A 22,738-nucleotide genomic window follows, 5' to 3' on the forward strand; every position below is an offset into this window, starting at 1 on the left:
GAGAGAGCCATGCACCCGGACATCTTCAGTCAGTATTCCTCCCGCTATGACCGGACCCGCGAAGAAGAATACACCATCCAGGAGTACCTCGAGTTATGCCGGAAGGATCCGGGCGCCTACGCCACCGCGGCCGAGCGCATGTTGCTCGCCATCGGCGAACCGGAGCTGATCGATACCCGACACGATTCGCGGCTGTCACGCATTTTCAGCAACAAAATTGTCAAGGTCTATCCGGCGTTCCGCGACTTCTTCGGCACCGAAGAGGTGATCGAGCAGGTGGTCGCCTATTTCCGCCACGCGGCGCAGGGTCTGGAAGAAAAGAAACAGATTCTCTATCTGCTCGGCCCGGTGGGCGGCGGTAAATCGTCGATCGCCGAGAAGCTCAAGGAACTGATGGAAGTCGTGCCGTTCTATTGCCTGAAAGGCTCGCCGGTCAACGAATCGCCTCTGGGGCTGTTCAATTACGAAGAGGACGGCCCCATCCTCGAAGAGGAGTTCGGTATCCCGCGCCGCTACCTCAAAACCATCCCGAGTCCGTGGGCCGTGAAACGGCTGCATGAATTCAACGGCGACATCAGCCAGTTCCGCGTCGTCAAGCGTTTCCCGTCCGTGCTGCGCCAGGTCGCCGTGGCCAAGACCGAGCCTGGCGACGAGAACAATCAGGATATCTCCTCGCTGGTCGGCAAGGTCGATATCCGCAAGTTGGAGAAGTACGCCCAGGACGATCCGGACGCCTACAGCTACTCGGGCGGTCTGTGCCTGGCCAACCAGGGTCTGCTCGAATTCGTGGAAATGTTCAAGGCGCCGATCAAGGTGCTGCACCCCTTGCTGACCGCGACCCAGGAAGGCAACTTCAAGGGAACGGAGGGGTTTGGCGCGATCCCGTTCGAAGGCATCATTCTCGCGCACTCCAACGAATCGGAGTGGAAGCAGTTCCGCAACAACAAGAACAACGAGGCGTTCCTCGACCGCATCTATATCGTCAAGGTGCCGTACTGCCTGCGGGTCGCCGACGAGATCAGGATCTACGACAAGCTGATCCGCAATTCCTCGCTGGCCAGCGCGCCGTGCGCGCCGGGAACCTTGCGCATGATGGCGCAGTTCGCGGTGCTCTCGCGGCTGAAAGAACCGGAAAACTCCAGCCTGTTCAGCAAGATGCAGGTATATGACGGGGAGAATCTCAAGGACACCGATCCCAAGGCCAAATCGCTGCAGGAGTACCGCGATTTCGCCGGAGTGGACGAGGGCATGAGCGGGTTGTCGACGCGCTTCGCCTACAAGATCCTCTCCAAGGTGTTCAACTTCGATCACAGCGAGGTGGCGGCCAATCCGGTGCACTTGCTCTATGTGCTCGAGCAGCAGGTCGAGCGCGAGCAATTCCCGCCCGAAGTCGAACAGAAGTACCTGACCTTCATCAAGGAGTACCTGGCGCCCAAATACGTCGAATTCATCGGCAAGGAGATCCAGACCGCTTACCTGGAAAGTTACTCCGAATACGGGCAGAACATCTTCGACCGCTATGTGACCTTCGCCGACTACTGGATCCAGGATCAGGAGTACCGCGATCAGGACACCGGCGAGATTTTCGATCGCACCTCGCTCAACGCCGAACTGGAGAAGATCGAAAAGCCGGCGGGCATTTCCAATCCGAAGGACTTCCGCAACGAGATCGTCAACTTCGTGCTGCGCGCCCGCGCCAACAACGGCGGCAAGAATCCGGCCTGGACGAGTTACGAGAAACTGCGCACCGTCATCGAGAAAAAGATGTTCTCCAACACGGAGGAGCTGTTGCCGGTTATCTCCTTCAATGCCAAGGCGAGCGTCGAGGATGCCAAGAAGCACGAGGATTTCGTCAACCGCATGGTCGCGAAGGGCTACACCGCCAAGCAGGTCAGGTTGCTTTGCGAATGGTATCTGCGCGTCAGGAAATCCTCCTGACCGGTGCCGCGGCGCGGCACCGACCGCCGCGCCGCGCTCCCGATACGGACCAACGAGGCTGCCATGTCCCATATCATCGACCGCCGGCTGAACGGCAAGAACAAATCCGCAGTCAACAGGGAACGTTTCCTGCGCCGCTTCAAGGCGCAGATCAAGGAGGCGGTATCGCGCGCCATCAAGGGGCGCAGCATCACCGACATCGATAGCGGGGAAAAGGTGTCGATTCCGGTGAAGGACATTTCCGAGCCGAGTTTCCGTCACGGGCGCTCGGGGCAGTGGGACCATGTCCATCCGGGTAATCAGGATCACCTGCGCGGCGACCGGATCGCCAGGCCGCAAGGGGGCGGCGGAAGCGGCGGCGGCAAGGCGAGCCAGGATGGGGAGGGCGAGGACGATTTCGCTTTTCAGTTGTCGCACGAAGAGTTCATGAATGTGTTCTTCGACGATCTGGCTCTGCCCAATCTGGTCAAGACCCAGCTGATGGGCATCGAGGAGTTCAAACCGGTGCGCGCGGGCTACACCAATGACGGCACGCCCGCCAACATCAATATCGTCCGTTCCTTGCGCGGCGCGCTGGCGCGGCGGGTGGCGATGGCGGCGCCGACGTTGTCGCGGTTGTCCGACGAGGAAGAGGAGCTCGATTCTCTGATCGAGGAGGACGACGAATCGGTGCTGGAAGTCCGGGAGAAGCGGCGCCACATCCATCAGCTTCGCGAGAAGCTCGCCGCCATTCCGTTCATCGACCCGTTCGACCTGCGTTACAACAACCGGGTGCGCCAGCCGCATCCGACCAGCCAGGCGGTGATGTTCTGCCTGATGGATGTGTCCGGATCGATGGACGAGGCGAAGAAGGACATGGCCAAGCGGTTTTTCATCCTGCTGTACCTCTTCTTGCAGCGCAATTACGAAAAGATCGAAGTGGTGTTCATCCGGCACCATACCAGCGCCATGGAGGTGAACGAGGAGGATTTCTTCCATTCGCGCGAATCGGGCGGCACCGTGGTGTCGTCGGCCCTGAACCTGATGAAGGACATCATTCAGAAGCGTTATGCCGGCAGTCAGTGGAACATCTATGCCGCCCAGGCGTCCGACGGCGACAACTGGGACAGCGATTCGGCCAATTGCGCGAAACTGCTCGAAGAAGCGTTGCTGCCGTTTTGCCAGTATTACGCCTACATCGAGATCACCGAGGGCGAGCCGCAGAATCTCTGGTATGAATATCTGCGGGTGAAAGAGCGCAACCGCCATTTCGCCATGCAGAAAATCCATGCGGCGGCCGACATTTATCCGGTGTTCCGCGAGTTGTTCAAACGTCAGCCCGCTGCGGCGATGGCGGGCAGGAGCGCGCCATGAATCCGATTTCCACCGGTTCGGAATGGACCTTCGATCTGATCACCGCCTACGACAAGGCGATCCGCACGGTGGCGGTGGACGAGTTCGGCCTGGATGTCTATCCGGTCCAGCTCGAAATCATCACCGCCGAGCAGATGATGGACGCTTATTCTTCGGTCGGCATGCCGGTCAATTATCATCACTGGTCGTTCGGCAAGCATTTCGTCGCAACGGAAAAGAGTTACAAGCGCGGCCAGATGGGACTTGCCTACGAGATCGTCATCAATTCGAGCCCCTGCATCGCCTATCTGATGGAGGAGAACTCCATGACCATGCAGGCGCTGGTGATCGCCCATGCCGCCTATGGTCACAATTCGTTTTTCAAGGGCAACTATCTGTTCCGCACCTGGACGGACGCCTCGGCGATCATCGATTACCTGGTGTTCGCCAAGAGCTACATCGCCCGGTGCGAAGAGCGTTACGGCATCGACGAAGTCGAAAACCTGCTCGATTCGTGCCATGCGCTGATGAATTACGGCGTGGACCGCTACAAGCGGCCGCAGCGGCTGTCGCTGGCCGAGGAGCAGGCTCGCCAGGCCGAGCGGGAGCATTATCTGCAGTTGCAGGTCAACGACCTGTGGCGCACCATTCCGCGCCGCGAAAAGGACGGAGGCGGCAAGGAGGCGCCGCGTTTTCCGTCGGAGCCCCAGGAAAACATCCTCTATTTCATCGAGAAGTCCGCCCCGTTGCTGGAGCCCTGGCAGAGGGAGATCGTGCGCATCGTGCGCAAGGTCGCCCAGTATTTCTACCCGCAGCGCCAGACCCAGGTGATGAACGAGGGATGGGCGACGTTCTGGCATCACACCATCCTCAACCGGCTGTACGACAAGGGGCTGGTGACCGACGGTTTCATGATCGAGTTCCTGCAGTCGCACACCAACGTGGTCTATCAGCCGCCGGTCACCGCGTCGTGGTACAGCGGAATCAACCCTTATGCGTTGGGTTTCGCCATGTATCAGGACATCAAGCGCATTTGCGAAGCGCCGACCCGGGAGGATCGTGACTGGTTTCCCGACATCGCCGGCGGCAACTGGCAGGAGGTGCTCGCCTTCGCGATGAAGAACTTCAAGGACGAGAGCTTCATTTCCCAGTACCTGTCACCCAGGTTGATCCGGGATTTCCGGTTCTTCTCGGTGCGCGACGACGATCGGGATGACAAGCTGGAGATCTCGGCGATCCATGACGAGGCCGGTTACCGGGAAATTCGCCAGATGCTGGCCGAACAGTACAACCTCGGCTCAAGGGAGCCGAACATCCAGGTGTGGTCGGTGAACATGCGCGGCGACCGGTCGCTGACCTTGCGCCACACGATGCACAATCGCCGCGCGCTCGACGAAGGGACGGCCAGCGAAGTGTTGCGCCATGTGGCAAGGCTCTGGGGGTTCGATGTCCGTCTGGAGAGTGTGGCCGACGACGGTTCGGTGGTGCGCCTCTTCGAGGCGAAAGCACCACCGCATGAGTATGCGGTGGTGTGAGACGCGGCGTTATTTGAAGCCGAGGACGTCCTGCATGTCGTAAAGGCCGGTACGGCCATCCAGCCACCTGGCGGCGCGCACCGCGCCGTTGGCGAAGGTCGCGCGGCTGGAGGCCTTGTGGCTGATTTCGACCCGTTCGCCAAGCGCGGCGAACAGCACGGTGTGGTCGCCCACCACGTCGCCGCCGCGGACGGTGGCGAAGCCGATGGTGGACGGGTCGCGTTCGCCGGTCACGCCTTCGCGGCCGTAGACGGCCACCTCGGCAAGATCCACTCCGCGCGCGGCGGCCACGACTTCGCCCATGCGCAAGGCCGTGCCTGACGGCGCGTCGACCTTGAAGCGGTGGTGGGCTTCGATGATCTCGGTATCGTAGCCTTCGTCGAGGACACGGGCGGCGATATCCAGCAGCTTGAACGTGAGGTTCACGCCGATACTGAAATTCGGCGCGAAAACGATGCCGATGCGGGAGGCGGCCTCGCGGATCGCGTTCTTGCCGGCCTCGTCGAAACCGGTGGTGCCGATGATCATCGCCACGTTGCGCGCCTCGCAGGCCGCCAGGTGCCGCAAGGTGCCTTCGGGGCGCGTGAAGTCGATGAACACGTCGGCGCCCTCGAGCGCCGCATCCAGGTCCGTGGTGACGGACACACCCGTTTCGCGGCCCATGAACAGCCCGGCATCCTGTCCCGCGAGGGGACTGCCCTCGCGTTCGAGCGCGCCGGACAGGGTCACGCCGGCGGTGTCAAGCACCGCTTCGATCAGGCACTGGCCCATGCGGCCGCCCGCGCCGGCGGCGACGATGGAAAGATCCCGTTTCATCGTTACGGCGCCTTGTTCGCGACCACCGGTGCCGAGGCGTCGGTCAGCGTCGGCTTGTCGGAGGGCAGGGCATCGCCTTCGAAACGTTCGAGCGCATCGCCCTTGAACCAGACGGTGAACAGGAGGTTCTTCACTTCCTTGCCGTTCTGGTACAACTGATATTTGTAATCCCAGCGATCGGCGTGGAACATGTCGGCGACCATCGGGGAGCCCAGTACGAAGCGGACCTGGGCGCGGGTCATGCCGGGTTTCAGACGCGCGACGTTGTCGGCCGTGATGGCGTTGCCTTGCTGGATTTCCATGTGATGCGGGGCGACCCACGTCATGGGGTTCATCGAGGTGCAGCCTGCCAGGGCGACGACGGCGGCAAGAGTCAGGAAGCGCATGTTACTCCGAAGCTTGCAAATTAATGACTGTGAAATTAGGCAAAGCCGGCAAAAGGCTTTATCATGGCTTTTGAACCGTTTTCACTTTATATCACGATGAGTAAAGCCAGTCACCTCAAAGATATCGGCCTGAAGGCAACCGGTCCGCGCCTGAAGATCCTCGACCTGTTCGAGTCTTCCGACGACCGTCACATGTCGGCCGAAGATGTCTACCGCAAATTGCTTGCGGAGCACATCGACATCGGACTTGCCACCATCTACCGCGTCCTGACCCAGTTCGAGCAGGCCGGCATCCTGGTTCGCCACCATTTCGAGAGCGGCAAGGCGGTCTACGAGCTCAACAAGGGCGGCCATCACGATCACATGGTGTGCGTGAAGTGCGGCGACGTGGTCGAGTTCTTCGACGAGGAGATCGAGGCCCTGCAGGACCGCATCGCCCAGCAGCACGGTTTCCGGATCGTCGAGCACGCCCTCTACATGTACGGCGAGTGTGCCACGTGCCTGGCCAAGTCGGGCGCCGCTTCCCGCACGTGAGATGATTTCCTGGCTTGGCCGGGAGCCGGTGTTCCCCGCTCCCGAAACGGCCCTGTCCAATCCTGACGGACTGCTCGCCGCGGGCGGCGATCTGTCGGTGCCCCGGTTGCTTGCCGCTTACTCCAACGGAATTTTTCCGTGGTACTCCGATGAGGACCCCATCCTCTGGTGGTCCCCGTCGCGCCGCATGGTCATGTTTCCCGAACGCTTGCGCGTGACCCGCTCCCTCGCCAAAACCCTGCGCAACAAATCCTATGAAGTGACGATGGACCGTTCGTTCCGCGATGTGATCGAAGGCTGCGCCGCGCCCCGGGACGGCGCGGGCGGAACCTGGATCGTGCCGGAGATGGTCGAGGCGTACTGCGGGCTTTTCGAGGCCGGGCACGCCCACAGCGTCGAAGTGCGCATGGACGGGGAACTCGTCGGCGGACTCTACGGCGTGGCGCTGGGACGGATGTTCTTCGGCGAATCGATGTTTTCCCGTGAGCGGGACGCGTCGAAGATCGCCTTCGTGCATATGGTGCGGCATTTGCAGCGGCACGGTTTCGCGATGATCGATTGCCAGATGCACACGCCCCACCTGGAAAGTCTTGGCGCGAATCCCGTGCTGCGCGCGCCATTTCTTGCTACGCTAAGAGAGCAGATCCGCTACCCCCAGGCGGATGCCATGTGGACGTACCACTACACGAATGACCCATCGTGACGCCGGCCAGTCGGTGGCCATCCATTTTTACGCCACGGCGCCTTATCCGTGCAGCTACCTTGACGGGAGGCAGGCACGCTCGCAGGTCGCCATCCCCGCCGAGGCGATCGACGCGCGAGTCTACAGCCAGCTTGTGAAGCTGGGTTTTCGTCGCAGCGGTCACTACACCTACCGCCCGTATTGCGACAGTTGCCTCGCCTGCGTGCCGGTGCGCATCCCGGTGGCGCGTTTCGCGCCCAATCGCAGTCAGCGCCGGGCGTACGAACGTCACGGAAATCTCGAAGCCGATTTTTTGCCGCTGGCCTACGACGATGAGCACTACGCGCTTTACCGCCGCTATCAGGCTCACCGCCACTCCGGCGGCGGCATGTCCGAAGACAACCCCGAGCAGTACACCGAGTTCATCCTCAAGAGCAGCGTGGAAAGCTACCTTGTCGAATTTCGCGAGGCGGGGCGTCTGGTCATGGTCAGTCTGATCGATCGCCTCGACGATGGCATTTCGGCGGTGTACACCTTTTATGAGCCGGATCGTCCCGGGACGAGCTATGGCGTTTACAACGTGATGTGGCAGATTGATCAGGCGCGGCGCCAGGGTCTGGCCTATCTGTATCTGGGCTACTGGATCGGGGATTGCCGCAAGATGGCCTACAAATCCGGCTACCGCCCGCTGGAAACGCTCAAGGACGGTCGCTGGGTCGAATTCCGCGACTGAGTGGGCGCGCGACGCGACCGCTGATACTCATCCTCTCTTTAATCCTTCCCTCGACCACCGACTGACAGGACTGTCTTGTCCGGTTTTTCCTTTCCTTGGCGCGCCGCCCGCCGGCGCGACCATTCCCCCTGGCACGGCGTGCCGAATCCCGGCCCGTCTGTTCTGGTTGTCACATGGCTTTTGTGAATATTTACAATGAATTGATTGCCAAAATAAGTATTTGCACTGATTTATCTGGTGGATTGTGTGAACAAAATAGCGGCTATTCAAAATGGATTATGAATGATCGATGCCGAATCGCCTCACCGTTGCCGCCCTGCTGGCGTTGTCCGCGCCGGCGCTGTCCGCCCCGGTGGCGGCGCCGTTCGTCCCCGACCAGTTTCAGCGCGACCAGCAGCACAAGCTCGACGAGCAGCGCCAGGAACTGCTCAAGCGCCCCGACGTGACGCTGCCGCGGCCCGCGGCGGCCCGGCCGGCCGGGCCGGAGGACGAGGCCGGGCGGTGTTTCCCGATCCGCGAGCTCGCCTTCGCGGGCGCGCCCGAGGACTGGCTGCCCTGGCTGCGCGACGCCGCGGCCGCGTACCCGGGGCGTTGCCTCGGGGAAGCGGGGGTTCGCGCGGTGGTGGCCGATCTTAGCAACGCCATCGTCGCCCGCGGTTTCGTCACCTCGCGGGTGTACCTGCCGGCGCAGAACCTGCGCGCCGGGCGTCTCGCGCTGACGGTGGTGCCCGGACGGATCGGCGCGATCCGGCTCGCCGACGGCGGCACCGACCTGTCGCTGCGCGCGGCGTTTCCGACCGGGCGCGGCGAGATCCTCAACGTGCGCGATCTCGAACAGGGGCTCGAACAGCTGTCCCGTCCCCGCTCGCAGCGGGCCACGATGGACATCCGGCCGGGGGCGCAGGAGGGCGAGTCCGAGGTGGTGGTCAGCCGCCAGCGCGGCGTGCCGGCCGGCCTCGCCTGGCGCGTCGACGACTCGGGACAGCGCGCCACCGGCCAGTCGCAGGGCACGGTGGTCGCGAACCTGGACAATGTGCTCGGCGGCAATGACGTGCTATCGGTGAACTGGAGCCAGGAACTGGCGCACCTGCGTCAGCCGCGCTCGCGCGCCGGCACGGTGTCCTGGCTGTTGCCGTGGGGCTACTGGACCGGCCTCGCCAGCTACAGCGAGTCGGCCTACCGCCAGTGGATCGCGGGGCAGATCCAAACGTTCCGCGCCTCGGGCCACAGCCGCAACACCTTTCTGTCGCTGTCGCGCACCGTGGCGCGCGACGCGGTCGGCAAGACCGAGCTGGCGCTGCAGGCGACGCGCAAGGCGTCGCGCAGCTTTGTCGCCGACACCGAGCTGCAGCAGCAGCGGCGCGACCTGACCTTGCTGGGGCTCGAAGTCACCCATCACCGCCGGCTCGGCGAATGGCAGCTCGACGGCACGCTGGGGTACACCCGCGGCGTCGGGGGGTGGGGGGCGATGCCGGACACCCTGGCGGGCCGGGGCGGGCCGAGCGCGCGGCCGGAACTGTACACCACGCGGCTGGCGCTGAACGGGCCGCTGCGCGTGGCCGGCCAGCGCCTGCGCCTGAGTAGCGAGCTGCGCGGCCAGTACAGCCCCGACCTGCTGATGAGCTCCGAACAGTTCAGCATCGGCAGCCGCTATTCGGTGCGCGGCTTCGACAGCCGGGGCCTGAGCGGCCAGGACGGCTACTGGTGGCGCAACGAACTGGCCTGGTCGGCGCCGGCCACCCCCTGGGGCGGCGTCGAACCGTTCGTCGGCCTGGACGCCGGCCAGGTGTCGCGCCCCACCGGCCCCGACGAAGCGTGCCGGACGCTGTCCGGCTGGGCGGCCGGCGTGCGGGTCAGCCTGCGCGGCGGGGTGAGCGCCGAACTGGTGCACGAACGCGCGCTGCATCAACCGGCGAGCTGGCCGCGGCCGGCGCTGACCCATTTCCGTGTGACCCTCCAGTACTGACCCCCGACAGGATCCCCGCTCATGAACGCCTTGTGTTATCGCCTCGTCTTCAACCGCCATCGCGGCACGCTGATGGCCGTCCAGGAAACCGCCGCGTCGTGCCGCAAACCCGGCGCGCGCGGCCCCGGCGGCGCACCGCGCCGGTGCGGCCGGGCCCGGGTGCGGACGCTGGCGTTCTGCGTGCTGGCGGGGTTCGGCGCGGCGGCGCTGGCGCAGGGACCGGAGGCGGCGCCGGGCGGGCCGACGGTGAGCGCGGCGCCCAATGGCGTGACGGTGGTGCAGATCGCCGCGCCGTCGGCGGGCGGCGTGTCGCACAACCGCTACGAGCGCTTCGACGTGCCGGAACGGGGGGTGATTCTCAACAACAGCGCGGGGATCGCCGCGACCGGACTGGCGGGATTCATCGACGGCAACGCCGCGCTCAAGGGCGGGGCGGCGAGCCTGATCCTCAACGAAGTGATCGCGCCCAACCCGTCGCGACTGGCCGGTTACCTGGAAGTGGCCGGGCAACGCGCCGAAGTGGTGATCGCCAACCCGTGGGGCATCACCTGCGCCGGCTGCGGCTTCATCAACGCCGAGCGCGCGACGCTGACCACCGGGCGGCCGGTGCTGGACAACGGACTGCTGGCGGGCTACCGGGTGGAGGGCGGCACGCTGCGCGTGGACGGGCAGGACCTGGACGTGTCCGGGCTGGACAGTTTCACCCTGATCGGCCGCGCGCTGCAGCTTAACCGCGGGGTATACGCCAAACGGCTGGAGGTGGTGCTGGGGCGCAACGAGGTCGACAAGGCGACGCTGGCGGCGAGGCCGCTGGCGGCGCAGGGCGGCGAAGGGGTGGCGCTGGACGTGGCGGCGCTGGGCGGGATGTACGCGGGAGCGATCCGCCTGACCAGCAGCGAAGCCGGCTTCGCCGTCAACAGCCGGGGCCGGATCGCCGCGACGGCGGGCGCGGTGCATCTGAACAGCGCCGGCGACATCACGCTGGTCGAGCGGGTGGAAGGGCGTGACGCCGTTGCCGTGCGCGCGGCCGGCACCTTGACACAGCAAGGCGATGTGCGCGGCGGCAGCGTGTCGCTCGAGGGCGCGCAGCGGGTGCGCGTCGACGGCGGCATCGTGGCGCAAGGCGCGCTGACGGTGACGGCCGGCGCGGTGGACGGCGCGGGCGCGTGGGTGGCGGGGGCCAAAGAGGACGGCACGCTCGATGCCGGGGGGCTGCTGACCGTGCAGACGTCCGGCGCGCTGGCGTTCCGCGGGCAATGGCGCGCCGGCGGCAGCCTCGCCGTGTCGGCCGGCTCGCTGGAGCTGTCCGGCATGCAACTGCTCAGCGCCCATGGCGACCTGACCCTGTCCGGCCGCGGCGATGCGCGGCTGGCCGGGGCCTCCGCCGTGGCGGCGGGGACGGCGCGGCTCACGGCGGGCGGACGCCTTGACCTCAGCCGCGGAGTGCTTGACGGCGCCGGACTGGCGCTCGCCGCGCACGAGGTGGTGAACGACGGCGGCACGCTGACCCAGCGCGGCGCCGGGGAGGCCCGGGTGAGCGCGACAGCGGGGTTCGCCAACCGGGGCGGCCGGCTGGCCGTGGCGGGTGACCTCACGCTGGACAGCGGCGGCACCCTGAACAATGACGACGGCACGATCGAGGCCGCGGGGCGCCTCACCCTGACCGGTGCCGAGCTGCTCGCCCGCCATGGCCGGATCGCCGCGCTGGGCGAGGGCGCGGCCCGTCTGACGTTTAGCGGCGCCATCGACGCCAGCGATGGCCGGATGGGCGGCAATGGCGATGTGCACCTCCGGGCCAACCGCATCGACAGTTCGCGCGGCGCGTGGAGCAGCGACGGCACGCTGACGCTGCAAAGCGGAGACTGGACCAACCAGGACGGCACGGTGACCGCCCGGCGCCTGACGCTGACGGCGGCGGACGTCGACAACCGCCGGGGCACGCTCGCTCAGAGCGGCGCGGGCCTCGCGGAACTGGCGTTCGGCGGCCGCTTCGACAATAGCGGGGGCACCGTGACGAGCCGCGGCGCTCTCGCGCTGCGGGCCGGCGACTGGACCCAGCTTGCCGGGCGCTTCCAGACGGCGGGGGCGGCAACGATCAAGGTGGCGGGCCAGGTGCGCTCCACGGACAACAGCGTGATCGCCAGCGGCGGCGACCTGGCGCTCGGCGCGGGGGGCGTCGACAACCGCGCCGCCGCGATCGAATCCGGCGCGGCGCTCGCGCTGGAGGTCGGCTCGCTGTCCAACGGCGCCGGCCGCATCCAGGCGGTTGGCGGCGGCGCGAGCCGCCTGACGGTGAGCGGCGCGCTGGATAACCGGAGCGGCGCCATCCTGAGCGCCTCGGCGCTGTCGCTGGCCGCCGATACCGTGCGCAATGACGGCGGCAAACTGGCCAGTGGCGGGCGGCTGACGCTGACAGCCGGGGACGTGGCCAACGCCGGCGGCCTGCTGCAGGGCGCCGCGCTGAGCGTATCCAGCCGGAGCTTCGCCAATAGCGGCACGGTGCTGGCGTCCGGCGGCGAAGACAGCCGGCTGGACGTCGACACCGACTTGCAGAACCGCGGCGGCCGTATCCACGGCGCGGGCACCTTGCGGGTCACCGCGACCACCCTGGGCAACGGCGGCGGAGAGCTGGTGGGCCGCGAGAACCTGGCGGTCCGTAGCGAGCGCCTCGAGGGCGCGGGCGTGCTGGGCTCGGACGGCGATGTGTCGCTCGCGGTGACCGGCGATCTTCAGCTCGGCGCCAGCGAACGCTGGGTGGCGGGGCGTGACCTGACCCTGGCCGCCGGCGGACACACCGTCAATGACGGTACCCTGGTGGCCGGCCGCGCGCTGCACTGGCAAAGCGGCGGCGATATCGCCAACCGCGGCGGCGCCCAGGGCGTCGGCGAACTGGACGTGCGCACCGGCGGCACCCTCGCCAACGACGGCTCGCTGGCCGGGCGGGGCGTGCGGCTCACGGCGTCCACGCTCGACAACCGCGGACTGATCGCCGGCGAAACGATCGCGTTTGGTGGCGATCGCCTGACCAACCGCGGCGCGGGCGCGGCGATCGCCGCCGGCGGGGACATGCAACTGTCGCCGGGCCTGGAACTCTCCAATCTGGACGGCGCCTGGATGTCGGCCGAGGGCCGGCTGTCCGTGGGCGAGGCGGCCCGCCCGGTGGGGGCGATCCTGAACCGCCAGTCGACCATCCAGTCGGGCGGGGCGATGACGGTCTTCGCTGGCCAACTGGTCAACGACACCACGGCGCCCGCGCTGACGCGGGTCCGGCAGACCGCTCCGCAGTCCGTGATGAATCTTTACTCGTTGCCCAGAGCGCACGAGTTCTGGTACGACTGCGGCAGCGGCGGCCGCGACATGTGTGAGCTGAATTTCCCCTATGTCGGCAAGGTGACATTCACCAACGGTGTTTATCAGGACAGTTACACCAAGGCTGGCGTGACGGGAACTGCGGAAATCCGGCTGCTGAAGGATGACACCAAGCGCCGCGTGCTTACCGTGCAGATGGCCGAGAACGGCAAACCGGCGGGGGTGCGCGAATTGCCGTATTTCCAGGCCGAGAACGGCAGCTATTTCTATCTGGATGGGTATGATCCGGCGCGCGACATTCTGCCAACCCGTCTGGTCGATTCGCTGGTGCTCACCCCGGCTCGCATCGCGTTCCATCACACGTTCGGTGCGGCTTGGCGGAATACTGGTCTGCTCTTCGAAGGCGAAGTGGTGGAGGTGTTCCCGAAATTCGCCCCGGTGGCGGGCCGCGACACGGTGTTTCCCAAGGCCGCGCCCGGGCCGCTGACGGTGACCACCACGATCGCGACCGACACCCTGGCCGGGCCCCTGGCGTCCCGCGCCAATCTGTTGGCGGGTCAGGACATGACGCTGACCGTGGACTCGCTCACCAACCGGTACAGCACCATCGCCGCGCAGGGCGATCTGACGGTCACCAGCCGCACCCCTGTGGCAAACCTCGGCCAGGCGCTGAACCGCATCACCACGCGCACGATCGTGCAGGGCGCGAACACGGAAACCGAAGAGAGCGCCGAGCAGATCGGATCCGTCGACGCGATCATGGCGTCGCGGCAGACGCTCGGCATCGCCGCGCCGGCGATCCGCAACATCACCCACGACGCCGCGGTGCCGGCCGCGCCGGCGGCCGAGACGCCGACCGGCGCCGGGTCGGTGCCGCCAGGGAGCGTGGGCGCGCCATCCCGGATGGCCGGCTCGATCCGGATCGGCCAGACCGTGCCGGACGATTACCTGCCGCCGCCGGGCGGCCTGTTCGCGGTGCATCGCGCGCCGGGACAACGCTACTTGGTGGAAACCGATCCGCGCTTCACCTCCTACGCCAAGTTCGTGTCGTCCGACTACATGCTCAAGCAGCTCGGGCATGACCCCGCGCGCCTGGAGAAGCGCCTGGGCGACGGCTATTACGAGCAGCAGCGCATCGCCCAGACCATCACCGGCCTTACCGGGCAGCGCTTCCTGGCCGGCTACGCCGATGCCATGGAGCAGTACCAGGGGCTGATGAACAACGGTGTCGAGTTCGCCCGGCAGTTCCAGCTGACCCCCGGAATCGCCCTGACGGCCGACCAGATGCGGCAACTGACGCGCGACATGGTGTGGCTGGAAGAACGGGTGGTGAACGGCGAGACCGTGCTGGCGCCGGTGGTCTATCTGGCCGGGGCGCAGAACGCGCCGGCCGGACAGGGCGCGGTGATGTCGGGGCAGCGCGTGGCGTTGCTGGCCGATGGCGAGCTGGTCAACCGTGGCGCGATCGAGGGAGGCGAGGTGCTGGCGCAGGCCGGTACGATCGCCCTGGCGGGCGGCCGGGTGCAGGCCGCCGGCACCGTGGCGCTGAATGCCGCGGAGACCCTGACGCTGAGCGGCTCGGCCACGCAGGAAGGGCGTGGCGCGGCGATTCACGGCGGCGCGGTGTGGTTGGGCGCCGGTCGCGACCTGGCGGTGAGCGGCTCGACCGTCACGGCCAGCCAGGCTCAGCACTGGAAGGCCGGCGGGGCGCTGTCGCTGGAACGCGCCGCGATCCATTCGGACGGCACCTTCGCGGCCACGGCGGGCGGCGACATGACGTGGTTCGTGTCGTCGCTGTCCAGCGCCGGCGACGCCGCGCTGGCCGCCGGCGGCGCGCTTGCGCTGACCGCCAGGCAGTGGAGCAGCCGTTACGGCGAGACGCTCAGTGGCGGCAACACCCGCAGCCGCTACGCCAGCAGCGAAATGTGGACCGAGGGCAGCCGCCTCGAGTCGGCGGCCGGCCTGTCGCTGACCACCGGCAAGGACCTGACCGTGGAGGCGTCGCGCCTCGCCGCGGGTTCCGCCCTGCAGGCCACGGTGGGCGGCGACCTGCGCATCCGCAGCACGGTGGACACCCGCACCGAACGGCGCGACGTGGATGTCGGCAGCAAATCCTACGGCTTCGACTCGCGCCGCGATTTCCTCAATCTGGCCAGCATGACCGGCGCATCGGTGGATCTGGCGGTGCGGGGCCGCGCCGAGCTGACCGGCGCCGAACTGGCCGGCCAGAACGGCGCGGTGACGGTGCGCGCCGGCCAGGACGTGACGCTCAACGCGGTGGCGCTGACCCGGTCGTCGTTCGACTATGCGAAGAACGGCAGCTACACCCGCAGTCGCGATGTGGTGCAGCAGGGTAGCCGGCTCGACGGTCGGCAGGCGGTGTCGGTGCTGGCGGGACAGGACATCGAGACACACGCGGCCACGCTCAAGAGCGACGGGCGCGCCGAACTGGCCGCCGGCCGCGACGTCCGTCTCGACACCGCGCTGAATGAGCACAGCGACGAGCGCAAGACCACCGGCAGCAAGCGCGGCACCTTCAGCTCCACCAAGACCGTGGATATCGCCATCAACCGCTCGGCGAGCGAAGTGGGCACCCTGGTGTCGGCCGATTCGATCGGCGTGGCCGCCGGGCGCGACGTGGCGATCCGGGCCGGTCAGGTCGCGGGCACCCAGTCGGTCGGCCTCGAGGCCGGGCGCGAACTGACCCTCCAGGCCGGCACGGTGAAAAACCAGGTCTACCAGCTGCATAACGAAAAGACCTCGGGAGTGTTCAGCGGTGGCGGCATCGGCTTCACCTTCGGCAGCAAGGAACTGACGCAGACGCTGGACGGCAAGGGCGTGAGCGAAAGCCAGAATCGCGCGCTGGTGGGCAGCGTCAACGGCGACCTGACACTGCGCGCCGGCGACGCGCTGACGATCCGCGGCAGCGATGTCACGGCGGGCAAGGATGTCCGGGTGGACGCGCGGCGCCAGGCCCTGGAGGCGGGCGTCGACACCTGGCATAGCGAACAGAAAACCGTCAGCCAGTCCAGTGGCCTGACCGTCCAGTTCACCAGCCCGCTGATCAACGGACTGCAGGCCATGGCGTCGGCGGCCCAAACGGCGACCGAGACCAAGGACGACCGGGTCAAGGCCTTGTCGGCGGCGACGGCGGCCTTCGCGGGGTACAACAGCTATGCGGCCTACCAGCAGGCGATGGCCGGCCAGAACGGCCATGCCTCCAATGGCCTGAAAATCAGCATCACCGTCGGCGGCAGCCACAGCGAAACCGTCACCAAGAACAGCAGCACGACGCTCGCGGGCAGCCTGCTCAAGGCCGGCGGCGACCTGACCCTGTCGGCCACCGGCGGCGGCGCCGACAGCTCGATCCGCGCGACGGCGGCGCAACTGCTGGCCGGCAGGGACGCCACCCTGGGCGCGGACAACGCCATCGAACTGCAGTCCGGGCAGAACAGCTCGGAACAGCACACCACCAATCGCAGCGCGAGCGGCGGCTTTGGCGTGGCCATCGCCTTCCAGGGCGGCAAGCCGGCCTTCGGGTTCACCGCCAACGGCAGCGTGGGACGCGGTCACAGCGACGGCAAGGACAGCCGGCAAGTCGACACCACGCTGAACGCCGCGGGCACCGTGAACCTGACCAGCGGCGGCGACACCGCGCTCAAGGGCGCGGAAGTGTCCGGCACGACCGTGGTGGCCAAGGTCGGCGGCAACCTGGACATCCAGAGCCGCCAGGACACCAGTACCTTCGACAGCAAGAACGAAAACCTGAGCGCCGACGTCACCGTGGGCTTCGGCTTCTCCGGCAGCGCCAACTACAGCTACCAGCGCATCAAGGCCGACTACGCCAGCGTGCAGCGCCAGTCCGGCATCAAGGCCGGCGACGGCGGCTTCCAGGTGACGGTGGGCGGCAACACCAACCTGACCGGCGCGGTGATCGAAAGCCATCGCGCGGCCATCGAGGCGGGGCGGAACAGCCTGACCACCGGCAGCCTCAGCGCCTCGGACATCCGCAACCATGCGGACGTCTCCGCGGTGAGTATCAGCCTCGGCGTCGGCGGCTCGATGGGCGGCTCGCCGGGCGGTTCCGGCCCGTTCGGCAGCAGCTCGATGGCGTTCCAGAACGGCGCGAGCGGCTCGGGCGCCGCGGCCTTCGCCGACAGCCACCAGAGCTCGACCACCACCTCCGGGGTCAGCGCCGGGGCGCTGACGATCACCGGCGGGCAGGGCGCGCCGGCGATCGACCGCACGGTGAGCACCGAGACCGACAGCACGCACCGGCTGACCAACGACTTCGACCAGGCGAAAGTGCAGAACGCGCTGGACGTGACCATGGCCTTCCAGCAGCAGGCCAGCACCTTCGTGGCGAACCAGATCGCCAAGGAAAAGACCGCGCAGCTGAACCTGGAAAAAGCGCTGGCCGAGCAGACCCGGGCCCGGGACGGCGCCGACGCGGCCCAGCAGGCCCGGGCCGAGGCCGCGGTGGCCGAAGCGTGGCAGGACTATTCCGAGGCGTATGACACCGCGAAAGCCTGGGGACCGGGCGGCGGCAAGGGCCAACTGTTTACGGTGTTGAGCGCCGGTTTCGGCGGTAATGCCGCCGGAGGCATGGCGGACGTGATTCAGAATGGCGCGGTCGCCTACCTGCAAGGCTTGGGCGCCCAGGAGGTCAAAGCGCTCGCGGCGAAACTGGAAGCCAGCGGCCTGAGTCAGAGCGCAGCGGAAACCGTGCGCGGGGCGTTGCATGCCCTGACCGGATGCGTTGGCGCGGCGGCCAGTGGTCAAAATTGTGGCGCCGGCGCGATGGGCGGCGCCGCCGCCGTAGTGCTGAACACGGTACTGGGTGGCGACACGGCCAGGATGACCCCGGAAGAGAAGCGCAACCGGGAAGACATCGTCTCCGCGCTGGTGACCGGCATCGCCCTGGGCAGCGGCCAGGCGGCCAGCGCGGGCACCGCCCTCCAAGCGGCCAAAACCGAGATGGAGAACAACGGCTTCAGCGACTCGCACTTCCCGGTGCGGGGCGACAAAACCATTCAGGAGATCGTCAAGAAAGGCGAACAGGTCGGCAGCGAAAAAGCGGTGCGCACCGCACTGGACATGTTGCCGGTCGTGGGTTTCCTGCTGTCGATCAACGATGCCAAAACGGCTGCGGATGTCTTGCTGGCCCTGCCCAACCTCGTCCCGGAGCTACAGTCGCTACGCGCGTTGGCGCGTGAGGTTCAGATGGCGCTGGAAGCGGGCAATCTGGTCAAAGCCAATCTGGTGCTGAGCAAGGCGAGACAGGAAATCACGCGGGTGTGTTCGGCGGGCGCCTGCTTCGTGGCCGGCACCCCGGTGTGGACTGATCAAGGACTCAAACCGATCGAAGCCTTCGCGGGTGGCGAGCGGGTCTGGGCGCGCAACGACGAGACCGGGGAGTTTGCCTTCCGTCCGGTGGTGGCGCACAAGGCCACGCCCGATCAAGTCATCTACACCGTGACCATCGCGGATCAGAACGGTAACGAAGACCTGCTGCGCACCACCGCGGAACACCCCTTCTGGGTGCGGGACTGGGGCTGGCGCAAAGCCGCGCTGCTGCAGGCCGGCATGACCTTGCTGGATGGCCGTGACCGCCCTCTGACCGTGGTGAGCGTGGCGCAAGAGCCGTACACCGACGTGGTATACAACATTCAGGTGGAGGCGTTCCATACCTACCACGTGGGCGAGCTCGGGACATGGGTGCATAATGCGAACTGCTGCGGTGTCCGGGGTGGCAGTGCATCGCAAGTGGGGAAAGAGGGAGAGAGTCGCAGCAGTGTAGTACAGGTTAGATCATCCTCAGAGAAGTTGCTAAATGCATTAGCTGATTTCCATTCTCAACGCTATCAGTTCGGGAATAATGTTTATCAATTGGATAAGGCTGGATTGAAGCATGTATTGGAGCGTCATCATCCGGGGTATTGGGGAGGTGAGGCAAAGTCAGTCCAAACTTTTCTTGACCCGAAGATGACTATTGTAGATGTTCAAAATGTAATTAAGGAAGTTATGGCTCAAAACAGGGAATTGCTATCTAGCATGCACCCGTATGACACGAAACAGATAAATGGAAAAGTTGGTGGTGTTGAGTATGTCCTTGGTTTACGCAGGGGTAGAATTGGACAGTTATATCCAAAATAAAAAAAGGCTAATGTTTATTTTAGTACATGGCTGCAGGAGATTATTATGCTGAAAGTGGATACTTATTTTCGAGTGGATAACAGTTTTGTAAAGGCTGAAGACTATGATGGAGATCTTCATGATAAAAATTATATTGAAGGGTCCTTGTCAATCTCGGCAAATGATTTTCAGGTGGTTGATATGCATACATGGGACTATATAGATCAGTTGTGGAGTTATGTGGTTGACGGTGTCTGTGAGGTCTCGTCGGGTAAATCTTGTTTTTTCCATTTCCCTGATCAGCCTATAAAAGTTTCTTTTGATGTAATGGGGGAGGGGCTGGTTAAGATTAGTATTGATTTTGATGGAGGTAGATGCGTGGAGGTTGATAAGGATGAGTTCGTTTATAGGTTTACTGAGGCCGGTGCTAGATTTTTTTGCATAATGAAAGAAAAAGACCCAGAAAGTAATGATTGTTGGGATTATTATTTGGAAAAATTAAGTCAGCTGCACTGATGCATAGAGCTTCCGGTGTGGAAGGGCTTTGTTGCAAAAATCACGTTCCGAGCCGGCGAAGTAGAATGATGACATAAGCAAGCCCGCCCCGCCAAAGTACAAGACCACGAACGGGAAGACCTACAACGCAGCGCTCAAGGTGCGCGGATCGTTGATGATCTGGCTGGATCGCTACATGTGCTGGCACCCCGAATTCAACAGCTAATCACGTAAGCCTTTGATTCTTCTATAGTGGTGTTCAAAACGCTCCACTACAGAAGGGGCAATTGCTTGCTGGCAGTCGGTTTTTTGACCTTCAGCGCAGACAGAATGCGCATTTGTAACTGGCTAATGGATGAGATTCCTGTGACGGATTGGGTGTTCATGGTGACGCTGTGATGCTGGATACGTCGCAGTTGCTCCAGCGCCCGTTCGGGCGACAGACCGCTCTGGCTGGCATGCAGCCGCTGACGCATCACCCGGTACAGAATCAGTGCCATAAAGCAGATTGCCGCATGGGCGCGGATCCGGTCCGGCAGGCGGTGGTAAACCGGCCCGATTTCAATCTCCGATTTCAGAATATGGAAACCGCGCTCAATATCGGCGAGCGATTTGTAGCGTGCGATGACCTGTTCTGGCTTCAGGTCGGTGACATTCGTTACCAGCAGCAGTTTGCCATCCATCAAGCGCGCGTGAGTCAGTGCCTGCTCATCAATGCTGTAGCTGAACAGCTCGCTTTTCAGGTCGACCTTGATGATGCGCGCCATGTGGGCCTCTTTGACCTCATGGTAGAAACGAGCGCGCGCGCCGCCATCGGAGAGCTTGCGGCCCCGTCCGCGTTGACCAGCGTCCTGCGCATCCAGCTTGCCACTCCATTCGGCGGCGTTGCGCTCCAGCTCAGCAATCGTGCGGTCACGCTGAGATCCTTGCTCGGCGGCAGTTTCCGGGTTGTGTGCAACCACCAGGCGAAGCCCCTCCCATTCGAGTTCGCCGGTGATTTCGCCGTGAGCGTCCATGCACTGTTGCTGCTGAAACGGCGTCAGCAATTCAATGAAATCCGAGTAACGCCGTCCCGGCACCGCCAGGATGAATTCCAGCAGCTGGCCGCTGGGCAAGGTGATCGACTGCAATTCGGCCAGGTTATCGGTGGACAGCAGTCCACGGTCCGCCACGGCGATGACCCGTCGGATCGGGAAACGCTGGATCACCTTCTCGATGGTCGGTTTGAGGGTGGTGACCTCGGCAGTATTGCCGTCGAACACCTCGTGATAGAGCGGAATGCCATCGGCGGTTTGCACCACGCCGAGCATGAATTGGCGGGCGATGATGCCTTCCTTGGCCTTGCCGAACTGGCGCACATCGTCTTGCTGTTGCGACAGACCAGCGGCACGGATGGTGGTCATGTCGTAGAACACCACCGCCAGATCCTGGTCCAGCAACGGGCGCAGCAGTTCAGACACCACGCCGTCGACCGCTTCTCGGTGCTCGATCAGCGCATCCATTGCACGCAGCAATTGGTGATGTTCGATGGCGTTGGCGTCGATGCCTGGCAGGCTGACCGTTTCCAGCCAACGCAACACACCCAGCTTGGAATCGGGGTCGCACAACCGATTGATGACCATTACGCGCAACAACGCTTCGACATCGATGCCGTGACGGGTGCGGCGGAACGTCTGGCGCAGACGATCAAAGCCCAACTCGTTCCATAATTCAGTCAAAGCCCATACGTCACCCAGGGCGCGAGCGGATTCGAAGGTCATCGCCGGAGGCTCACCGGGTTCGGGCAATGCCCGGCCAGTCACACGCAGCAAACCCTCGATCACGGATTCCAATTCCGTACCGAGTTGGTCCAGGCGACCCAGCGTAGCAACTGTCCGCTGTTTGGGACGGCCATTCTCGTCGCGATAGGCCTCGACAAGTTGAACGTAGCGGCGCGGGCCGGATGAAGTAACTTTAACAAACATGCCGTTACTTTACACAAGGCATATTGCCTGTCAATACCAACATATCTCTACGTAAACGTGCCATTACACGAGTTTTGACAAAAATCCCTCTGAAACCCGCTTGTTTATTAGAGGGAGAGGGGCAAAAAAGGCGATTTTCGGGGGCGAACTGTCGAACTCGGGTGGCACGGTAGCCCGCTCGGCAAGCCGAAGTTCGACAGTTTGCCCCTCAAAATCGCTGTTTTTTTACCCCTTCGCTCTAATAAACATGCGGCTTCCAGAGGAAATGAGGCCAGCTATTATTGGCAATCACAATTATTCTGGCCATGCGCTGGATCGTATGCAAGATCGCGGATTGATGCCGTCTGTAATTGAAAATACAATCCAGAATGGCATTGCAACTACAAGTCGTGGTGGAACTACCGTTTACTTTGATAGCAAAAATAATTTATCCTCCATTGTTAATAAATACGAAAAATTGTTACTGTAAAATATGGGAAATAATGTGAAAAAATCAGACTTTATAGAGTTGGCAAGGTCTTCTACTGATGAATTGAAAAGCTTTGCCAGCTTTGTGCGGTTAGCAGAAGAGTATTGCACTCATCATAGTCCATTTCTATCTAATGTGGATTTAGATAGGTGTGGCAAGGTTTGGTTTACAATGGAGATTGTAAATGCTAATGCACTTTCTGAATGGGAGGATGATGGCAGACCTGTGCAATGGAGTGAGAGGTGGATTGCTGAATTTCAAGATGATGCAATTGATCTAGTTGGCAATCTAATTGACTTGCTCGAAGGGCGCAATCAGGTAGACTGAGTGGACTTTATTACACGCAGCTCACTTGGCATACTAAGCTCTGCCAAAGTATTGTCACTGGCTGGCATATTGGCACTCGGACTGACGGAAGAACGCCTTCATCAGCCCGGGAGACTT

General features: G+C 64.0%; 13 protein-coding genes and 1 pseudogene. 11 read left to right on the forward strand and 3 right to left on the reverse strand.

Annotated features, from left to right (window positions below):
• The first annotated feature begins 9 nt into the window (after positions 1-9).
• The 3 genes from JNO50_RS06900 to JNO50_RS06910 all read left to right on the forward strand — a co-directional run bounded on the left by JNO50_RS06900 (position 10) and on the right by JNO50_RS06910 (position 4,805).
• A complete protein-coding gene (locus JNO50_RS06900) occupies positions 10-1,938 on the forward strand; it encodes a PrkA family serine protein kinase (protein WP_189530945.1) in 1,929 nt (642 codons plus the stop codon).
• 63 nt (positions 1,939-2,001) lie between these two features.
• A complete protein-coding gene (locus tag JNO50_RS06905) occupies positions 2,002-3,291 on the forward strand; it encodes a YeaH/YhbH family protein (protein ID WP_189530943.1) in 1,290 nt (429 codons plus the stop codon).
• The gene (locus JNO50_RS06910) at positions 3,288-4,805 is read left to right on the forward strand and encodes a SpoVR family protein (protein WP_189530941.1); all 1,518 of its coding nucleotides are present in this window, start codon (positions 3,288-3,290) and stop codon (positions 4,803-4,805) included. The genes JNO50_RS06905 and JNO50_RS06910 overlap by 4 nt, the downstream gene beginning before the upstream one ends.
• A 9-nt stretch (positions 4,806-4,814) precedes the next feature.
• Here the strand turns inward: JNO50_RS06910 and dapB are convergent, their stop codons facing one another.
• Together dapB and JNO50_RS06920 are read right to left on the reverse strand one after the other, a co-directional pair.
• Positions 4,815-5,621: a 4-hydroxy-tetrahydrodipicolinate reductase gene (dapB, locus tag JNO50_RS06915; RefSeq protein ID WP_189530939.1), complete on the reverse strand. Its 807-nt coding sequence runs from the start codon at positions 5,619-5,621 to the stop codon at positions 4,815-4,817.
• Between the two features lie 2 nt (positions 5,622-5,623).
• Positions 5,624-6,007, reverse strand: coding sequence for an outer membrane protein assembly factor BamE (locus tag JNO50_RS06920; protein ID WP_189530937.1), 384 nt, complete (start codon positions 6,005-6,007; stop codon positions 5,624-5,626).
• 96 nt (positions 6,008-6,103) lie between these two features.
• Between JNO50_RS06920 and fur the strand changes: the two genes are divergently transcribed.
• The 7 genes and pseudogenes from fur to JNO50_RS06955 form a co-directional block, all read left to right on the forward strand.
• Positions 6,104-6,541 carry a ferric iron uptake transcriptional regulator gene (gene fur, locus JNO50_RS06925; protein WP_189530935.1) on the forward strand — a complete coding sequence of 146 codons (438 nt, stop codon included), beginning with the start codon at positions 6,104-6,106 and terminating at the stop codon, positions 6,539-6,541.
• A 1-nt stretch (position 6,542) separates the two neighbouring features.
• Positions 6,543-7,244 (forward strand): leucyl/phenylalanyl-tRNA--protein transferase, encoded by a 702-nt coding sequence (gene aat, locus JNO50_RS06930; RefSeq protein WP_189530933.1) that lies wholly within the window; start codon positions 6,543-6,545, stop codon positions 7,242-7,244.
• Complete coding sequence (locus tag JNO50_RS06935; protein ID WP_189530930.1) at positions 7,231-7,956, forward strand: arginyltransferase; 726 nt, start codon at positions 7,231-7,233, stop codon at positions 7,954-7,956. Before aat ends, JNO50_RS06935 begins: the two co-directional genes overlap by 14 nt.
• Before the next feature lie 289 nt (positions 7,957-8,245).
• Positions 8,246-9,922, forward strand: coding sequence for a ShlB/FhaC/HecB family hemolysin secretion/activation protein (locus JNO50_RS06940; protein ID WP_189530927.1), 1,677 nt, complete (start codon positions 8,246-8,248; stop codon positions 9,920-9,922).
• A gap of 21 nt (positions 9,923-9,943) precedes the next feature.
• Positions 9,944-19,387: a hemagglutinin repeat-containing protein gene (locus tag JNO50_RS06945; RefSeq protein ID WP_189530925.1), complete on the forward strand. Its 9,444-nt coding sequence runs from the start codon at positions 9,944-9,946 to the stop codon at positions 19,385-19,387.
• 45 nt (positions 19,388-19,432) lie between these two features.
• Positions 19,433-19,882, forward strand: coding sequence for a hypothetical protein (locus tag JNO50_RS06950; RefSeq protein ID WP_189530923.1), 450 nt, complete (start codon positions 19,433-19,435; stop codon positions 19,880-19,882).
• 73 nt (positions 19,883-19,955) lie between these two features.
• A pseudogene (locus tag JNO50_RS06955) lies at positions 19,956-20,069 on the forward strand (IS5/IS1182 family transposase); the annotation flags it as partial.
• 64 nt (positions 20,070-20,133) lie between these two features.
• Here JNO50_RS06955 and JNO50_RS06960 read toward each other — a convergent pair.
• Positions 20,134-21,825 (reverse strand): IS1634 family transposase, encoded by a 1,692-nt coding sequence (locus tag JNO50_RS06960; protein WP_189530921.1) that lies wholly within the window; start codon positions 21,823-21,825, stop codon positions 20,134-20,136.
• A 484-nt stretch (positions 21,826-22,309) separates the two neighbouring features.
• Here JNO50_RS06960 and JNO50_RS06970 point away from each other — a divergent pair, with 484 nt between their 5' ends.
• The gene (locus JNO50_RS06970) at positions 22,310-22,621 is read left to right on the forward strand and encodes a hypothetical protein (protein WP_189530917.1); all 312 of its coding nucleotides are present in this window, start codon (positions 22,310-22,312) and stop codon (positions 22,619-22,621) included.
• Positions 22,622-22,738: the final 117 nt, after the last annotated feature.

This window comes from Paludibacterium paludis, assembly GCF_018802605.1.
Classification (GTDB): Bacteria; Pseudomonadota; Gammaproteobacteria; order Burkholderiales; family Chromobacteriaceae; genus Paludibacterium; species Paludibacterium paludis.

Coding starts and splice junctions, on each gene's coding strand:
- JNO50_RS06900 (WP_189530945.1), top strand. CDS start 10: ATGCACCCGGACATCTTCAGTCAGTATTCCTCCCGCTATGACCGGACC.
- JNO50_RS06905 (WP_189530943.1), top strand. CDS start 2,002: ATGTCCCATATCATCGACCGCCGGCTGAACGGCAAGAACAAATCCGCA.
- JNO50_RS06910 (WP_189530941.1), top strand. CDS start 3,288: ATGAATCCGATTTCCACCGGTTCGGAATGGACCTTCGATCTGATCACC.
- dapB (WP_189530939.1), bottom strand. CDS start 5,621: ATGAAACGGGATCTTTCCATCGTCGCCGCCGGCGCGGGCGGCCGCATG.
- JNO50_RS06920 (WP_189530937.1), bottom strand. CDS start 6,007: ATGCGCTTCCTGACTCTTGCCGCCGTCGTCGCCCTGGCAGGCTGCACC.
- fur (WP_189530935.1), top strand. CDS start 6,104: ATGAGTAAAGCCAGTCACCTCAAAGATATCGGCCTGAAGGCAACCGGT.
- aat (WP_189530933.1), top strand. CDS start 6,543: ATGATTTCCTGGCTTGGCCGGGAGCCGGTGTTCCCCGCTCCCGAAACG.
- JNO50_RS06935 (WP_189530930.1), top strand. CDS start 7,231: ATGACCCATCGTGACGCCGGCCAGTCGGTGGCCATCCATTTTTACGCC.
- JNO50_RS06940 (WP_189530927.1), top strand. CDS start 8,246: ATGCCGAATCGCCTCACCGTTGCCGCCCTGCTGGCGTTGTCCGCGCCG.
- JNO50_RS06945 (WP_189530925.1), top strand. CDS start 9,944: ATGAACGCCTTGTGTTATCGCCTCGTCTTCAACCGCCATCGCGGCACG.
- JNO50_RS06950 (WP_189530923.1), top strand. CDS start 19,433: ATGCTGAAAGTGGATACTTATTTTCGAGTGGATAACAGTTTTGTAAAG.
- JNO50_RS06960 (WP_189530921.1), bottom strand. CDS start 21,825: ATGTTTGTTAAAGTTACTTCATCCGGCCCGCGCCGCTACGTTCAACTT.